Source organism: Mycobacterium canetti CIPT 140010059, from assembly GCF_000253375.1.
GTDB lineage: Bacteria > Actinomycetota > Actinomycetes > Mycobacteriales > Mycobacteriaceae > Mycobacterium > Mycobacterium tuberculosis.
Window position 1 is genome coordinate 3113086 of the sequence record NC_015848.1, and the last position, 16284, is coordinate 3129369.

The following is a 16284-nucleotide window of genomic DNA, read 5'->3' on the forward strand; positions in this document are numbered from 1 at the left end:
GGGTGAGCTGGCGATTTTGGGCCGACGCGACAGGCTGTGGCGTGTTTGGAGGTCTCAGATGTCATTTGTGATCGCGGCACCGGAGTTTTTAACGGCGGCAGCAATGGACTTGGCGAGCATCGGCTCGACAGTGAGCGCGGCCAGTGCCGCCGCATCAGCCCCCACGGTCGCGATCCTGGCCGCGGGCGCCGATGAGGTGTCGATAGCCGTCGCGGCGCTGTTCGGGTTGCATGGCCAGGCATATCAGGCCCTCAGCGTGCAGGCATCGGCGTTTCATCAGCAATTTGTGCAGGCCTTGACCGCGGGCGCGTACTCGTATGCCTCCGCTGAAGCCGCCGCCGTGACACCGCTTCAGCAACTAGTCGATGTGATAAATGCGCCCTTCAGAAGCGCGCTCGGCCGCCCCCTGATCGGCAACGGCGCCAACGGTAAACCGGGGACCGGACAAGACGGCGGGGCCGGCGGGCTCTTGTACGGCAGCGGCGGTAACGGGGGATCAGGGCTGGCCGGCTCCGGCCAGAAGGGCGGTAACGGAGGAGCTGCCGGATTGTTTGGCAACGGCGGGGCCGGCGGTGCCGGCGCGTCCAACCAAGCCGGCAACGGCGGCGCCGGCGGAAACGGCGGCGCCGGTGGGCTGATCTGGGGCACCGCGGGGACCGGTGGCAACGGCGGGTTCACCACCTTTCTTGATGCCGCTGGGGGTGCCGGCGGGGCCGGCGGCGCCGGTGGGCTGTTCGGCGCGGGCGGGGCCGGCGGCGTAGGCGGCGCCGCCCTCGGCGGCGGAGCCCAGGCCGCCGGTGGCAACGGCGGTGCGGGCGGGGTCGGTGGGCTGTTCGGCGCCGGCGGTGCCGGCGGCGCCGGCGGCTTCGGCGACACCGGTGGGACCGGCGGGGCTGGCGGGGCCGGCGGGCTGTTCGGCCCGGGCGGCGGCTCGGGCGGCGTCGGTGGCTTCGGCGACACCGGTGGGACCGGCGGCGACGGCGGCAGCGGCGGGCTGTTTGGCGTCGGCGGGGCCGGCGGGCACGGTGGCTTCGGCAGTGCTGCCGGCGGCGACGGCGGCGCGGGCGGCGCCGGCGGCACGGTCTTCGGCTCGGGCGGGGCCGGCGGTGCAGGCGGAGTCGCCACTGTCGCTGGCCACGGTGGTCACGGCGGTAATGCCGGCCTGCTATACGGCACCGGTGGGGCCGGCGGAGCCGGCGGGTTCGGAGGGTTCGGCGGCGACGGCGGCGACGGCGGTATCGGCGGGATGGTCGGTTCTGGCGGCGCCGGCGGCAGCGGCGGCACCGGTACCCAAAGTGGTGGTCGCGGCGGGGCCGGCGGTAACGCCGGCACGTTCTACGGTTCCGGCGGCGCCGGCGGCGCCGGCGGGGAGAGCGACAACGGCGACGGCGGAAACGGCGGCGTGGGCGGCAAGGCCGGGTTGGTCGGCGAGGGCGGCAACGGCGGCGACGGCGGTGCCACGATAGCAGGAAAGGGTGGTAGCGGCGGTAACGGCGGCAACGCCTGGCTGACGGGCCAGGGCGGCAACGGCGGCAACGCCGCATTTGGCAAAGCCGGGACTGGCAGCGTCGGCGTCGGTGGCGCCGGCGGGCTGCTGGAGGGCCAGAACGGCGAGAACGGATTGCTGCCTAGCTGAGCCAGCTTAGCCGCAGCTTGGCCTCAGCCACCGGGCGTGCGGCGGCCCATCGACCGAGGCACGTCGAAATCGGTGCACAACGCCCACCACGCGACGCGGGGCTCAACCCCGTCCTCGATCGCGCAGATGGCATTGCGCCCACCGAAACCGGTCAGCACATGGTCCAACCAGCACCAAAAGCCCGGTACGCCGCGCCGAATCGCGGGCTGACCAACTCGTGGAACTCCGTCCGCCGTATGCCGCCAACCGCGTGCGTCAGCGCCTTGTGGCACACCCGCACCGGATCGGCTACCTAACCCGCGCCGGCCGCTGCCTTGGCGCGGCACCCGGTCGGCCATCCACCGCAGATCCCCGCCACCGAACGCACCGAAACGCCGACCTTCGGCCCGCTTCGTATCCGGTTCTGGGCCTGCGGCATTTTCGAGGTACAACGGGCACGCTATGGCATTACCACTTCGGCGTCCAAGGCGCTGGTGCGCGGTCTGACCGCGTCGGCGTTCTCGTCGCCGCGGGCTACCCTGTAGCGAATGAGCGACAACGCAATCCGCCCGCGGCCCAACCCGTGGCAGTACATCCGCTATTGCTACGGGGCGCGGCTGCCGGACTCGATGCGAGACTGGGTGCGCAACGATCTGGCCGGCAAGGGTGCGGCCATCCGGATGATGATCCGCGTCGCGGTTCCGGCGGTGCTGGTGCTGGCCCCGTTCTGGCTGATCCCGACGTCGCTGGACGTCCACTTGAGCATGACGTTGCCGATTCTCATCCCGTTCGTGTATTTCTCGCATGCGCTGAACAAGGTATGGCGCCGGCACATGCTGCGCGTGCACAATCTTGACCCCGAGCTCGTCGACGAGCACGCCCGCCAACGCGACGCCCACATTCACCGGGCGTATATCGAACGCTACGGGCCACGGCCGGACCCGAACGACTAACGCCGGGGCAATCCGCCGAGCTCGTCAAACGCCTGCGCCCAAGCGACCAGGCGATCGGTGGCGCCGGCCAACTCCTCGCGGTAGCGCTGTTGTCCGGGCCCAGCCCCACCCGCGCCGTTCGCCGAGGAAACCAATTGCGCTGCGGCGGTGACCATTTCGTTGTACTGACGGACGCCGGTGCTCAGCTGCGCGGTAAACGCGTTGATGGTCGGCACCAGATACGACCGCGACGCCGCCGAGCATTGCACGGCCCGCTCCATCGAGACCACCTCGGCCGCGGTCGCCACCATCGCCGCCGAAGTCTGGTTGGCCGCGGCCGTTAGGTCGCGGATCTCGTCCGCCGGCAACATGGCGCCCCGCTCCATGACACCCAACAGCGAGAAGAACCCGCGTTCGGAGGCGCCCAGCGCCGACATCGCGGGTCGCGCGGCCGAGCCCGGTGGTGGCAGCCGGCGCACACTTGCGGGCCGCCGCACCGGCAGTGGCTCCGAGCGCAGCCAGCGGTAGCGAAGCAGCAATAGCGTCGCCGGAATGGCCTGCGTGACCGCAATCGTGCCGGTAATCACCAGCAGCGACGTAAACCAGCCCCAGGCCGCCAACAGCGCCGTCACCAACCCCCAGAGCAGACAGCCTGCGGTGAATACCAGACCCCAGCGCAATGCACGGCGGCGGCGGCGCAGCAGCCGGGCACGCGGATCGATGGCGACGCTGATCTTTTGTGCTACCAGGTCGGCCAAATCACCGGCGGTATCCACGCCGCGCTGCAGCAACGAACGCCACGGCCGGCGCTGACCCGCTTTCACTGCCATGCCGAACCGTCTGCCCAACTACTGACCGTAGGGCTGCTCGGCAATAGCCCCGCCAGAAGTCTCGGTGGCCGGTCTGGGGGTAGCCGTGGTCCCGCCGGCCGGCAACGCTTCACCGCGCATCGATGCGCGGATCTGTTCCAACCGTGAATGACCGGCCATCTGGATCCCGGCCTGCTCCACCTCGAGCATCCGGCCCTGCACCGAACTCTCGGCAAGTTCAGCCGAACCGATCGCGTTGGCGTAGCGACGCTCGATCTTGTCGCGCACCTCGTCGAGGCTCGGCGTGTTGCCTGGCGCGGCGAGCTCACTCATCGACCGCAACGATGCGCTGACCTGCTCCTGCATCTTCGCCTGCTCGAGCTGGCTGAGCAGCTTGGTTCGCTCGGCGATCTTCTGCTGCAGCACCATCGCATTTCGTTCGACGGCCTTCTTGGCCTGAGCTGCGGCGCTAAGCGCCTGGTCATGCAGCGTCTTGAGGTCTTCGACGCTCTGCTCGGCGGTCACCAGCTGGGCTGCGAACGCCTCGGCGGCGTTGTTGTATTCGGTGGCCTTGGCAGCGTCTCCGGCGGCGGTGGCCTGGTCGGCCAGCGTCAGGGCTTGGCGCACATTGACCTGAAGCTTTTCGATGTCCGCCAGCTGTCGGTTGAGTCGCATCTCCAATTGACGCTGGTTACCGATCACTTGCGCCGCCTGTTGAGTCAGCGCTTGGTGGGTGCGCTGTGCTTCCTCAATGGCCTGTTGAATCTGCACCTTGGGGTCGGCATGCTCGTCGATCTTCGAGCTGAACAGCGCCATGAGGTACTTCCAGGCTTTAACGAACGGATTGGCCATCAGTTAGCTCCGCCTTCGCTTCTTGTGTGCGCCAGATGGTCTCAGCGCCCTGTCGCTCAATTTATCGGGTCAGCGCGCATTGCCCCACCCATGGCGCGCATCTTGTCGACCCGGACCGACCGGCGACCCTTAGGCCACCGCCAGCGACACCACCGGCGCAATGACGACCTTGGTGCTGGCGTCAATGGTGGCGCCGGTTGCTCTGCCAGCCGGGGTGGCGCGGGCAAGGCGCTCTTGACGCGCCATCCGCTCGCCCGCATCGATGAGCACCACCGACAACGGGAGCTGCAGAGCCGTACAAATCGCACTGAGCAGCTCGCTGGAAGGCTCCTTGCGACCGCGCTCGATCTCCGACAGATACCCGAGGCTCACCCGCGCCGAATCGGACACCTCGCGCAGCGTCCGACCCTGCGACATCCGCGCTCCGCGCAGCACGTCACCAACGACCTCACGCACCAAAGCCGCCATCAAAAACTCCTTGTCCACCTCGCAATCGTCATCAGGTGAACGCCGCCGGCGGTGGGGTTGGTTCCCGCAATCAGCTGGCGGTCTGGCGGATCCCCCCGATGTCCCGCAGAGCCCTGGCCACGTAATCGACACCAGTGATCACGGTGAGCAGGATCGCGGCGGCCATCACTACCACCGCCGCAACGTGCAGCGGACCCGAAAGTGGCAACACGAATAAGCCAATTGCCACCGCCTGGACAAAGGTCTTCAGCTTGCCGCCCCAGCTCGCGGGAATGACACCGCGCCTAATAACCGCCAACCTCAAAACGGTCACTCCGAGTTCGCGGGTCAGGATTAGCACCGTGACCCACCACGGCAAGTCGCCGAGCATCGACAATCCGATCAGCGCCGAGCCGATCAGAGTCTTGTCCGCGATCGGATCGACAAACGCACCGAATTCGGTTGCCATCCCGTAATTGCGAGCCAGCAGGCCGTCGAATCGATCGGTAATGCAGGCGGTTGCAAATATCGCCCACGCCACTACGCGGGCCGCGGAGTGGTGGCCGCCGCCATAGAACAAGGCCAGCAGGAAGACCGGGACCATCACCAGCCGCAACAGCGTCAGGATATTGGCGAGGTTGGCAATGCGGGCGCGGCCTGCTATCTGACCCGTTTCAGGCTGCGCCGACACGGCAACAGAATAACGGGTTGACCTGCTCATGCGACCCTTGATGTCGATACTGTTTCACACGTGACCGAACGTCCACGGGATTGCCGGCCGGTGGTCCGGCGCGCGCGAACCTCCGATGTGCCCGCGATCAAACAACTCGTCGACACCTATGCCGGAAAGATCTTGCTGGAAAAGAATCTCGTGACACTCTATGAAGCGGTTCAGGAATTCTGGGTGGCCGAGCACCCGGACCTCTATGGCAAAGTCGTCGGTTGCGGTGCATTGCACGTGTTGTGGTCGGATCTCGGCGAAATCCGCACCGTCGCTGTCGACCCGGCCATGACCGGCCACGGTATCGGCCACGCAATCGTCGATCGGCTACTGCAGGTCGCCCGCGATCTGCAGCTGCAGCGCGTGTTCGTGTTGACCTTTGAGACCGAGTTCTTCGCCCGGCACGGATTCACCGAGATCGAGGGCACCCCGGTCACCGCCGAGGTGTTCGACGAGATGTGCCGCTCCTATGACATCGGGGTCGCCGAATTCCTGGACCTGAGCTACGTCAAGCCCAACATCCTCGGCAACTCCCGGATGCTGCTGGTGCTGTAGCCCGGCGAGCAGACGCAAAATCGCCTCATTTCGGCACGAAATGGGCGATTTTGCGTCTGCTCGCCGGGCTACTCGCCGCCGTCACCCCGGATCGCGGCCAGTGTGCCCGCCAACTCGTCGGGCTTGACCAGCACCTCACGGGCCTTCGAGCCTTCGCTGGGCCCGACGATGCCGCGGGTCTCCATCAGGTCCATCAAACGGCCCGCTTTGGCGAAGCCGACCCGCAGCTTGCGCTGCAGCATCGACGTCGACCCGAACTGGCTGGACACCACCAGTTCCACGGCCTGCAGGAAGACGTCCATGTCGTCGCCGATGTCGGGGTCGACGTCGGTGCGCTCCGCGGTGGGTTTAGCCGTGGTGACGCCCTCGGTGTATTCGGGTTCGGCCTGTTCCTTGCAGGCGGTGACGACGGCGTGGATCTCTTCGTCGGAGACGTAAGCGCCCTGCAGCCGGAGGGGTTTGCTCGCACCCATCGGCAAGAACAGGCCGTCGCCCATGCCGATCAGCTTTTCCGCGCCCGCCTGGTCCAGGATCACCCGGCTGTCGGTCAGCGACGAGGTGGCAAACGCCAGCCGGGACGGCACGTTGGTCTTGATCAGCCCGGTGACCACGTCGACCGACGGGCGCTGGGTGGCCAGCACCAGGTGGATGCCGGCGGCGCGGGCTTTCTGGGTGATCCGCACGATGGCGTCCTCGACGTCACGCGGCGCGGTCATCATGAGGTCGGCCAACTCGTCGACGATGGCCACCACGTAGGGGTAGGGCCGATACTCGCGCTGGCTGCCCAGCGGCGCGGTGATGGCCCCGGATCGCACCTTGTCGTTGAAGTCGTCGATGTGGCGCACCCGGGAGGCCTGCATGTCCTGGTAGCGCTGCTCCATCTCGTCGACCAGCCAGGCCAGCGCGGCCGCGGCCTTCTTCGGCTGGGTGATGATCGGCGTGATCAGATGCGGAATGCCTTCATACGGCGTCAGTTCCACCATCTTCGGGTCGATCAGGATCATCCTGACCTCTTCCGGGGTGGCCCGGGTCAACAGCGACACCAGCATGGAGTTGACGAAGCTGGACTTTCCCGAGCCCGTCGAGCCGGCCACCAGCAGGTGCGGCATCTTGGCCAGGTTGGCCGAGATGAAGTCGCCTTCGATGTCCTTGCCCAGCCCGATCACCAACGGATGATGGTCGCGACGGGTCTCTCGTGCGGTGAGCACGTCGGCCAACCGCACCATTTCCCGGTCGGTGTTGGGTACCTCGATGCCGACGGCGGACTTGCCGGGGATCGGTGCCAGCATGCGCACGCTCTCGGTAGCCACCGCGTAGGCGATGTTGCGCTGCAGCGCGGTGATCTTCTCGACCTTGACGCCGGGCCCCAGTTCGACCTCGTAGCGGGTGACGGTGGGCCCGCGGGTGCAGCCCGTGACGGCCGCGTCGACCTTGAACTGGGTCAGCACCTCACCGATGGCGCCGGCCATGTGGGTGTTGGCCGCACTGCGTTTCTTGGGCGGATCACCGGATATCAGCAGGTCCAGCGACGGCAGCGTGTAGGGACCCTCGACGATCCGGTCCAGCACTTGGGTATCTTTGCGGCGGCCGCGTCTTCCGGAGCCCCGACCGGCGGAGGCTTCCGGTATCGTCGCAGTGTCATCCTGCGGAACCTCGGCCGACGGCCAGGCCGGTGGCCCGTCGTCGGAGCACAGGGGCACCTCGTCGTAGTAACCGTCGGAGAAGTCCTGGCGGGCGACTTCGACGGTGTCCGCGTCGTCACCATCGAAGTCCGCGAAGTCCTCGAAGTCGTCGGCGTATTCCCGTGGCAACAGCCGGGTGCCGAACATGGCGCGCATGGCATCTGGCACCTCTCGGATCGTGATCCCGGCCAGCAGGAGCAATCCGAACAGCGCGCCGATGAATAACAGCGGCGCGGCGATCCAGGCGGTCAACCCGTCCGAGAGCGGCCCGCCGATCGCGAAACCGATGAACCCCGCGGCGCGCAAACGCGACTCCGGGGCCTCGGGTGAGCCCGCCCACAGGTGGCACAAGCCGAGAAACGACAAGCCGATCAGGCTGGCGCCGAGGATCAGCCGCGGCCGCGAATCGGGGTTGGGCGACGTACGCATCAGCACCACGGCCACGGCGGCGGCAACCAGCGGGAGCATGACCACTGCCGACCCGATGAACGTCCGCAACAAGGCGTCGACCCACGCGCCGAGCGGCCGGGCGGCGTCGAACCACGAGCTCGCGGCGACTACCACGGCAAGGCCGAGCAGCACCAGCGCGATTCCGTCGCGGCGATGCCCGGGCTCGATGTCGCGGGCTCGCCCGATCGACCGCGCCGCGCCGCCGGTGCCCTTGGCCGCCATCATCCAGACGGCGCGCATGGCCCGGCCGCAGGCGAGTCCGGTAGACACCAGCAGCGACCGATGGTGCCGTCGGGAGGGTCTGCCGACCCCTTTGACGGGCCTCGACCTCTTTCTGGGCACGGCCGATCGCGCACTTCGGGACGCGCCCCGCGAAGTGGCCTTTGACCTGCTCGTTCGAGTGCCGGAGCGGGCAACGGTCTTGCTAGACATAACGGCAAGCCTAGTCGCTATCACACCATCTACACCATCCGCCACACTGGTAACGGCGATCTGCTCGCCTCGTTGCCAGGGTCTCCTGAGTAGGGTGACAAGTGATCGTGCCGCGTCACGCCGCCCGACGCGCGGAGTTCCAGGAGGCCCCAGCATGCCCGTCGTCGTCGTCGCCACGCTGACCGCCAAGCCTGAATCGGTCGACACCGTCCGCGACATCCTCACCCGCGCGGTCGATGACGTGCACCGCGAACCCGGCTGCCAGTTGTACGCGCTCCACGAAACCGGCGAGACCTTCATCTTCGTTGAGCAATGGGCCGATGCCGAGGCGCTCAAGGCCCATAGCGGCGCCCCCGCGGTTGCCACCATGTTTACCGCGGCCGGCGAGCACCTGGTCGGGGCGCCGGACATCAAACTGCTGCAGCCGGTTCCCGCCGGCGACCCGAGCAAAGGGCAGCTGCGCCGGTGATCGACCGGCCACTCGAAGGCAAGGTCGCCTTCATCACCGGCGCCGCGCGCGGCTTGGGCCGCGCACACGCGGTTCGACTGGCAGCCGACGGCGCGAACATCATCGCGGTTGACATCTGCGAGCAGATCGCCAGCGTGCCTTATCCGTTGAGCACCGCCGACGACCTGGCGGCCACCGTCGAGCTCGTCGAGGACGCCGGCGGCGGGATCGTGGCCAGACAGGGCGACGTTCGCGATCGCGCATCACTGTCGGTCGCATTGCAGGCGGGCCTTGACGAGTTCGGCCGGCTCGACATCGTGGTGGCCAATGCCGGTATCGCGATGATGCAGGCCGGCGACGACGGCTGGCGCGACGTTATCGACGTCAACCTCACCGGCGTCTTCCACACCGTACAGGTGGCGATCCCGACCCTGATCGAGCAGGGCACCGGTGGGTCGATCGTGTTGATCAGCTCGGCCGCGGGACTGGTCGGCATCGGCAGCAGTGATCCCGGATCGCTTGGCTACGCGGCCGCCAAGCACGGCGTCGTCGGCCTGATGAGGGCGTACGCGAACCATCTGGCACCGCAAAACATTCGGGTTAACTCGGTACATCCTTGCGGGGTCGATACGCCGATGATCAACAATGAGTTCTTCCAGCAGTGGCTAGCCACTGCTGACATGGACGCGCCGCACAACCTGGGTAACGCGCTGCCCTTCGAGCTGGTGCAGCCAACCGACATCGCCAACGCGGTGGCATGGCTGGCGTCCGAGGAGGCGCGCTATGTCACCGGCGTCACCTTGCCGGTCGACGCGGGCTTTGTGAACAAGAGGTAGCTGATGGCTCGAAATCCCGCTGCGCAGACCGCCTTCGGCCCGATGGTGTTGGCGGCCGTGGAGCAAAACGAACCACCTGGCCGCCGCCTGGTGGACGACGACCTCGCGGACTTGTTTTTGCCCAGGCCATTGCGATGGCTGGCCGGTGCAACCCGGTCGGCGGTGTTGCGTCGTTTACTCATTAGCGCCTCGGAGTGGTCCGGCCGCGGGTTGTGGGCCAATCTGGCCTGCCGTAAACGCTTCATCGGAGACAAACTCGACGAAGCGCTCGGCGACATCGACGCGGTTGTCATCCTCGGAGCCGGATTGGACACCCGTGCCTACCGGTTGACGCGACGAGTGCGGATGCCGGTATTCGAGGTCGACCTGCCGGTCAACATCGCCCGCAAGGCCAAGACGGTCCGACGGGTGCTCGGTGAACTGCCGCTGTCGGTTCGCTTGGTTGCATTGGATTTCGAGCATGACGACCTGCTCACCGCTCTGGCCGAGCACGGCTACCGTACCGAGTACCGGGTGTTCTTCGTCTGCGAAGGTGTGACCCAATACCTCACCGAGCGGGCCGTCCGGCGGACCTTGGAGGGCCTACGCGCGGCCGCACCGGGCAGTCGAATGGTATTCACCTACGTCCGCCGGGACTTCATTGACGGCACCAACCGTTACGGTACCCGGACGCTATACCACACGGTTCGCCAGCGACGTCAACTGTGGCACTTCGGCTTAGATCCCGAGGAAGTAGCCGGGTTTCTCGCCGACTACGGTTGGCGGCTGACCGAGCAGGCCGGGCCGGAGGAGCTTGTCCAGCGCTACGTCGAGCCCACCGGCCGCAACCTCAACGCATCACAAATCGAGTGGTCTGCCTACGCCGAGAAGAGTGAGCCGGTTACACCTCGATGACCGTCGGCACAATCATCGGCTGGCGGCGATAGGTTTCCCCCACCCACTTGCCGACCGTGCGGCGCACCCCTTGAGCGATCCGGATCGGATCGGTGACGCTGGCGGCCACCAACGATTCCAGCTCTGCCTCCACCTTGCGCACGGCGGGTTCGAGCGCCTTGGGATCTTCGGAGAAACCCCGCGAGTGTAGATGTGGCGCAGCCAACGGCTGGCCGGTGCCACGTCTGACCACGACGGTCACCGCGACAAAGCCCGACGACAAAATGAGCCGCTCGCCCAGGGTTATATCGCCGACGTCGCCGGCGATCAAGCCGTCGACGAACATCTTGCCCACCGGCACCGCACCGGAGATACTGGCTTTGCCGGCAACCAGGTCGACGCTGACACCGTTCTCGGCCAACAGAATTGACTCTTGCGGTACGCCGGTACTGGCGGCCAGCTTGGCATTGGCGCGCAGCATCCGCCAGGTTCCGTGCACCGGCATCACGTTGCGCGGCCGCACCCCGTTGTAGAGGAACAGCAGCTCACCGGCGTACGCGTGGCCGGAAACATGCACCCTTGCTTGGGCGTTGGTGACGACTCTGGCGCCGATCTTGGACAGTGCATCGATGACTCCGAAGACCGCCTCCTCGTTGCCGGGGATCAGCGACGACGACAACACGATGAGATCACCAGCAGTCAACGTGATGCTGCGATGCTCCCCACGCGACATTCGCGACAACGCCGACATCGGCTCGCCTTGGGTGCCGGTGGTGATCAACACAACTTGGTCGGGCGCCATCGTTTCGGCGGCGGCGATGTCGATGAGATCGGAATCAGCCACTCGTAGGAAGCCCAGTTGCCTTGCGACGCGCATGTTGCGCACCATCGATCGGCCGACGAACGACACTCGCCGGCCCAATGCCACTGCGGCATCGATGATCTGCTGTACCCGATCCACGTTGGAGGCGAAACACGCAACTATCACCCGCCCGTCGGCACCCCGGATGAGCCGGTGCAGCGTTGGGCCCACTTCGCTTTCCGATGGCCCGACACCGGGGATCTCGGCGTTCGTCGAGTCGCACAGCAACAGGTCCACGCCGGTGTCGCCGAGCCGCGACATGCCCGGTAGATCGGTGGGACGGCCGTCCGGTGGCAATTGGTCGAACTTGATGTCGCCGGTGTGCAGGATGGTTCCCGCGCCGGTATACACCGCGATGGCCAACGCGTCCGGAGTGGAATGGTTGACGGCGAAGTACTCGCACTCAAACACGCCGTGCCGGGTGCTCTGGCCCTCGCGGACCTCGACGAACACCGGTGTTATGCGGTACTCACGACATTTCTCTGCAACCAGAGCCAAGGTGAACTTCGAGCCGACGACCGGGATGTCGGGTCGCAGCTTGAGCAGAAACGGAATCGCCCCGATGTGGTCCTCGTGCCCGTGGGTCAACACCAGCGCCTCGATGTCGTCAAGCCGGTCTTCGACATGGCGCATGTCCGGCAGGATCAGATCGACACCGGGCTCGTCGTGGCCAGGAAACAACACACCGCAGTCGATAATCAACAGTCGGCCCAGGTGTTCGAAAACCGTCATGTTGCGGCCGATTTCGTTGATGCCGCCCAGCGCGGTGACCCGCAACCCGCCGGAGGTCAGGGGACCTGGCGGGGGAAGGTCTACATCCACTTCTGGGCCACCCTTTGGCTCACCTTTAGATCACCGAAGCACCGAGGCCGCGCGCATGTCGGCGGCCAACGCGTCGATCTGCTCCGGTGTCGCGGCCACCTGGGGCAGCCGGGGATCACCGACGTCGATGCCCTGCAGCCGCAAGCCCGCCTTGGACAACGTGACCCCACCCAGGCGGCTCATCGCGTTGCACAGCGGGGCGACCGCAATGTTGATCTTGCGGGCGGTGGCGATATCCCCAGAACCGAAGGCGGACAACAACTCTCGAAGCTGCCCGGCTGCCAGGTGGGCAATCACGCTGATGAAGCCCGTGGCGCCCATGGCCAGCCAGGGCAGGTTGAGCGCGTCGTCGCCGGAATAGTAGGCCAGTCCGGTGTCGGCCATGATTTGGGCGCCGCTGTGCAGGTCGGCTTTGGCGTCCTTGACTCCGACGATGTTCGGATGCGACGCCAACGCGCGGATCGTGTCGGGCTCGATCGGCACCGCCGACCGCCCCGGGATGTCATAGAGCAGCATCGGCAGCTCGGTCGCGTCGGCGACGGCGGTGAAATGGGCTTGCAGCCCCCGCTGCGGCGGCTTGGAATAGTAGGGCGTGACCACCAGCAGCCCGTGCGCACCCTCGGCCGCACAAGCCTTGGCCAGCCGGATGCTGTGCGCGGTGTCATAGGTGCCGGCACCGGCGATAACACGAGCCCGGTCCCCCACCGCTTCCAGGACGGCCCGCAGCAGCTCGATTTTCTCCCCGTCGGTGGTGGTCGGCGACTCGCCGGTGGTGCCCGAGACCACCAGACCGTCGCACCCCTGATCGACCAGGTGGTTGGCCAGCCGCGCCGCGGTGGCGGTGTCCAGGGAGCCATCGCCGCTAAACGGTGTCACCATCGCGGTCAGCAGGGTTCCTAGGCGCGCTGCGACGTCGAATCCGACGGTGGTCACGGCTCCCAAGGTTACCTGGCGCTTTATCCCGGCCGCGAGCGCGCGTGTTTGTCCAGCGACACGCCGCCTCAGGCTTCGGTCGCCAACGGGCTGGTCGCCACCTCGGTGCCGTCGTCCAGGGTGGTCACCTCGAAGTCGGCGAACACCGCGGGGGCCACGGCGGCGAGCTGGCGCAGGCATTCGATGGCCAGTCGCCGGATTTCCACGTCGGCGTGCTCGCTGGCCCGCATTGCGATGAAGTGCCGCCAGGCCCGGTAGTTGCCGGTCACCACGATGCGGGTTTCGGTGGCGTTGGGCAGCACCGCGCGGGCGGCTTGGCAGGCCTGCTTGCGGCGCAGGATCGCGTTGGGTTGGTCGGCGAACTTGGCTTCCAGCTTGGCCAGCAGCTCGCTGTAGGTGGCGCGGGCGGCGTCGGCGGCCTCGGTCAGGATGTGGCGCAGGTCGGCGTCGTCCTCCATGCCGGGCGGCACGACGACCCGCGAGTCCTTCTCGGGTACGTAGCGCTGGGAGAGCTGCGAGTAGGAGAAATGCCGGTGGCGGATCAGCTCGTGGGTGCACGATCGCGAGATCCCGGTGATGTAGAACGACACGCTGGCATGCTCTAGCACCGAGAAATGTCCGACGTCGATGATGTGCCGGAGGTAGCCGGCGTTGGTGGCGGTCTTGGGATTGGGCTTGGACCAGCTCTGATAGCAGGCCCGGCCGGCGAACTCGACCAGCGCGGGTCCGCCGTCGGCGTCGGTGGTCCAGGGCACGTCGGGTGGGGCCAAGAAGTCGGTCTTGGCGATCAGTTGCACGCGCAGCGGCGCGGTCTCGGCCACGGCGCTCACCTTAGCGCCGGCCGCAACTAGACGAACTCGGTGTGGCAGGTCAGCCCGGGCTCCCGGCGCAGACGCGGGTCCGCGGTCAGCAGGGGGATGTCGAGGTGACTGGCCAGTGCCACGTAGAGGGCGTCGTAAAACGTGAAGTTGTGCCGCAGGGTCCACGCCCGTCGAGCGTCCGCGTTGGCGCTGGCTCCCAGAGTTGAACCCCACCAAATCTGTTGCCTGAAGAAGCCGATCTACCTAACGGGGATCGTTGCCCTTGAAGTCGCGAACAAATAGGCAAGTGTCCAGCGGCCAGATCGGACCCGCAACGAAAGTTGCGGTACCAATCGCCGCACCGCTCCTGCCGATGGCTACACCGGGACCATCGTACGCAGCTGTGTCATGCATACCGGTCACCCCGAATGACCCGATAACAGGTACCGTTCCAGATCCCCGCGACGCCGCAGGAAGATCATGTCCTCGCTGCAGCTCAAGGACTTCCCCGAACCGCAAGGTTTTCCATCCATCACTCATCTAAGCCGCCCCAGTTGCTCCCGCACGACCCTTTCCAGCCGCGCCGACTCATCGAACGCCTCCAGCAACGCCTTCGACAACCGGGCCATCTTCTCGTCGATCGGCTCTCCGTCGTCCTCGACCGCGGGCGTACCCACATACCGCCCCGGCGTGAGCGCATAGTCGGTCGCCTTGATCTCCGCCAACGTCGCCGACTTACAGAACCCCGGAACATCCTCGTACATAATCCCTTTGACGGCAGCCGACTTCGACCCGCGCCACGCGTGGAAGGTATCCCCGATGCGGACGATCTCCTCGTTGGTCAGCGCCCGCTCGGCCCGGTCCACTAGGTCGCCCAGTTCACGAGCGTCGATGAACAGCACCTGCCCGCACCGGTCGATAGACCCTTGCTTACCTGCCGCCTTGTCTTTGGCGAAAAACCACAGGCACACCGGGATTCCGGTGCTGCGGAACAGCTGGGTGGGTAACGCGACCATGCAGGAAACCAAATCCGCCTCCACGATCTGCGCGCGAATATCCCCCTCGCCGTTGGAGTTCGACGACATCGACCCGTTGGCCATCACCACGCCCGCCCGACCTCCCGGCGCCAACTTGTACAGGATGTGCTGAATCCATGCGTAGTTGGCGTTATTGGCGGGCGGAACACCGAAGCGCCAGCGTGGGTCTTCCTCGTTGCGGGCCCAGTCTTTGATGTTGAACGGCGGATTGGCCATCACGTAGTCCATCTGCACGTCCGGGTGCTGGTCGCGGGCGAAGGTATCACTCCATCGGGCGCCGAGCCCCTTGTTGTCGATGCCGTGGATGGCGAGGTTCATCTTCGCCATCCGCCAGGTCTCCTCAATGCTTTCCTGGCCATAGATCGAGACATCCTTCGGATCGCCGTCGTGTTCGTAGATGAACTTCTCGGTCTGCACAAACATGCCTCCGGAACCGCAGCACGGGTCATACACCCGCCCACTCGACGGCTCCAGCACCTCCACGATCACCTTGACCACGCTGGGCGGGGTAAAGAACTCGCCACCCCGCTTCCCTTCCGCGCGAGCGAAATTGCCGAGGAAGTATTCGTAGACCTCACCCATCAGATCCCGGGCGCGGTGCTCGCCCTGCCGGCTGAAGCGCGCACTGTTAAATAGGTCGATCAGCTCACCGAGCCGGCGCTGGTCGATGTTGTCCTTGTTATACAGCCTCGGCAGCGTCCCACCGAGTGTTGGATTGGCCTTCATTACCGCGTCCATCGCCTCGTCGATCAGCTGACCGATGTTCTTCGCCGGCTCACCACCAACGGCTGGCTTGCCTTTTGTGTTCTCTGCCAAGAACTTCCAGCGCGCACTCACCGGCACCACGAATACGCCGTAACCCTGGTACTGCTCGGGATCGTCGATCAGGTCTTCTATCTGAGACTCCTCCATTCCTTCGGCCGCCAACTCGGCACGGATTGCCTCGCGCCGTTCGTCATACGCGTCGGACACGTACTTAAGGAACACCAGGCCGAGGATCACGTCCTTGTATTGGCTGGCCGACAGCGACCCGCGCAGCTTGTCGGCGGCCTTCCAGAGCGTGTCTTTGAGCTCCTTCATCGTCGACGGCGCCTGCGGCGCCTGCTTCTTCCTGGGCGGCATTCCCGTTTCCTTCCTATCGATGCGCCGCGGCGATGCCGGGCGTGGTGGGCCAGCTC

Annotated in this window: 17 protein-coding genes and 1 pseudogene; 7 read left to right on the top strand and 11 right to left on the bottom strand. The window is 66.4% G+C overall.

Annotated features, from left to right (window positions below; genetic code table 11):
• Positions 1-58 precede the first annotated feature (58 nt).
• Positions 59-1636 carry a PE family protein gene (locus tag MCAN_RS14525; RefSeq protein WP_014001403.1) on the top strand — a complete coding sequence of 526 codons (1578 nt, stop codon included), beginning with the start codon at positions 59-61 and terminating at the stop codon, positions 1634-1636.
• A 23-nt stretch (positions 1637-1659) separates the two neighbouring features.
• On the opposite strand, the pseudogene MCAN_RS23160 reads toward MCAN_RS14525, so the two are convergent.
• A pseudogene (locus tag MCAN_RS23160) lies at positions 1660-1874 on the bottom strand (DUF3046 domain-containing protein).
• Between the two features lie 76 nt (positions 1875-1950).
• On the opposite strand from MCAN_RS23160, the gene MCAN_RS23165 reads away from it, so the two are divergent.
• Positions 1951-2160: a limonene-1,2-epoxide hydrolase family protein gene (locus MCAN_RS23165; protein ID WP_003918495.1), complete on the top strand. Its 210-nt coding sequence runs from the start codon at positions 1951-1953 to the stop codon at positions 2158-2160.
• A gap of 3 nt (positions 2161-2163) precedes the next feature.
• Positions 2164-2568 carry a DUF5313 domain-containing protein gene (locus MCAN_RS23170; RefSeq protein ID WP_003912838.1) on the top strand — a complete coding sequence of 135 codons (405 nt, stop codon included), beginning with the start codon at positions 2164-2166 and terminating at the stop codon, positions 2566-2568.
• Here the strand turns inward: MCAN_RS23170 and pspM are convergent.
• The 4 genes from pspM to pgsA form a co-directional block, all read right to left on the bottom strand.
• Complete coding sequence (gene pspM, locus MCAN_RS14535; protein WP_003414026.1) at positions 2565-3377, bottom strand: phage shock envelope stress response protein PspM; 813 nt, start codon at positions 3375-3377, stop codon at positions 2565-2567. The genes MCAN_RS23170 and pspM overlap by 4 nt on opposite strands.
• Positions 3378-3395: 18 nt before the next feature.
• The gene (pspA, locus tag MCAN_RS14540; protein ID WP_003414030.1) at positions 3396-4208 is read right to left on the bottom strand and encodes a phage shock protein PspA; all 813 of its coding nucleotides are present in this window, start codon (positions 4206-4208) and stop codon (positions 3396-3398) included.
• Between the two features lie 129 nt (positions 4209-4337).
• Complete coding sequence (clgR, locus tag MCAN_RS14545) at positions 4338-4676, bottom strand: transcriptional regulator ClgR (protein WP_003414032.1); 339 nt, start codon at positions 4674-4676, stop codon at positions 4338-4340.
• Between the two features lie 70 nt (positions 4677-4746).
• Complete coding sequence (gene pgsA, locus MCAN_RS14550) at positions 4747-5346, bottom strand: CDP-diacylglycerol--glycerol-3-phosphate 3-phosphatidyltransferase (RefSeq protein ID WP_003911983.1); 600 nt, start codon at positions 5344-5346, stop codon at positions 4747-4749.
• A gap of 60 nt (positions 5347-5406) precedes the next feature.
• Between pgsA and MCAN_RS14555 the strand changes: the two genes are divergently transcribed.
• The gene (locus MCAN_RS14555; protein WP_003414037.1) at positions 5407-5931 is read left to right on the top strand and encodes an amino-acid N-acetyltransferase; all 525 of its coding nucleotides are present in this window, start codon (positions 5407-5409) and stop codon (positions 5929-5931) included.
• Positions 5932-5999: 68 nt separating this feature from the next.
• Here the strand turns inward: MCAN_RS14555 and MCAN_RS14560 are convergent, their stop codons facing one another.
• Positions 6000-8651 carry a DNA translocase FtsK gene (locus tag MCAN_RS14560; protein ID WP_003414040.1) on the bottom strand — a complete coding sequence of 884 codons (2652 nt, stop codon included), beginning with the start codon at positions 8649-8651 and terminating at the stop codon, positions 6000-6002.
• On the opposite strand from MCAN_RS14560, the gene MCAN_RS14565 reads away from it, so the two are divergent.
• Genes MCAN_RS14565 through MCAN_RS14575 form a run of 3 tightly spaced genes read left to right on the top strand, consistent with a single transcriptional unit; the run spans position 8650 to position 10673 of the window.
• Positions 8650-8964: a putative quinol monooxygenase gene (locus MCAN_RS14565; RefSeq protein ID WP_003414042.1), complete on the top strand. Its 315-nt coding sequence runs from the start codon at positions 8650-8652 to the stop codon at positions 8962-8964. The two genes, MCAN_RS14560 and MCAN_RS14565, sit on opposite strands and share 2 nt — an antisense overlap.
• On the top strand, positions 8961-9779 hold the full coding sequence (locus MCAN_RS14570) for an Rv2750 family mycofactocin-dependent SDR oxidoreductase (protein ID WP_014001404.1): 819 nt from the start codon (positions 8961-8963) through the stop codon (positions 9777-9779). Before MCAN_RS14565 ends, MCAN_RS14570 begins: the two co-directional genes overlap by 4 nt.
• A 3-nt stretch (positions 9780-9782) precedes the next feature.
• Positions 9783-10673, top strand: a complete 891-nt coding sequence (locus MCAN_RS14575; protein ID WP_003899463.1) for a class I SAM-dependent methyltransferase — start codon at positions 9783-9785, stop codon at positions 10671-10673.
• On the opposite strand, the gene rnj is transcribed toward MCAN_RS14575, so the two are convergent.
• The 5 genes from rnj to MCAN_RS14600 form a co-directional block, all read right to left on the bottom strand.
• Positions 10660-12336, bottom strand: a complete 1677-nt coding sequence (gene rnj / locus MCAN_RS14580) for a ribonuclease J (protein WP_014001405.1) — start codon at positions 12334-12336, stop codon at positions 10660-10662. The genes MCAN_RS14575 and rnj overlap by 14 nt on opposite strands.
• A 30-nt stretch (positions 12337-12366) precedes the next feature.
• Positions 12367-13269, bottom strand: a complete 903-nt coding sequence (gene dapA, locus MCAN_RS14585; protein WP_003900564.1) for a 4-hydroxy-tetrahydrodipicolinate synthase — start codon at positions 13267-13269, stop codon at positions 12367-12369.
• Positions 13270-13337: 68 nt separating this feature from the next.
• Entirely contained in the window at positions 13338-14090 is a 753-nt protein-coding gene (gene thyX, locus MCAN_RS14590; RefSeq protein WP_014001406.1) for an FAD-dependent thymidylate synthase, read from the bottom strand.
• Positions 14091-14333: 243 nt separating this feature from the next.
• Complete coding sequence (locus MCAN_RS14595; RefSeq protein ID WP_003414055.1) at positions 14334-14609, bottom strand: restriction endonuclease subunit S domain-containing protein; 276 nt, start codon at positions 14607-14609, stop codon at positions 14334-14336.
• Positions 14606-16228, bottom strand: coding sequence for a class I SAM-dependent DNA methyltransferase (locus MCAN_RS14600; protein ID WP_003414057.1), 1623 nt, complete (start codon positions 16226-16228; stop codon positions 14606-14608). Before MCAN_RS14600 ends, MCAN_RS14595 begins: the two co-directional genes overlap by 4 nt.
• Positions 16229-16284: the final 56 nt, after the last annotated feature.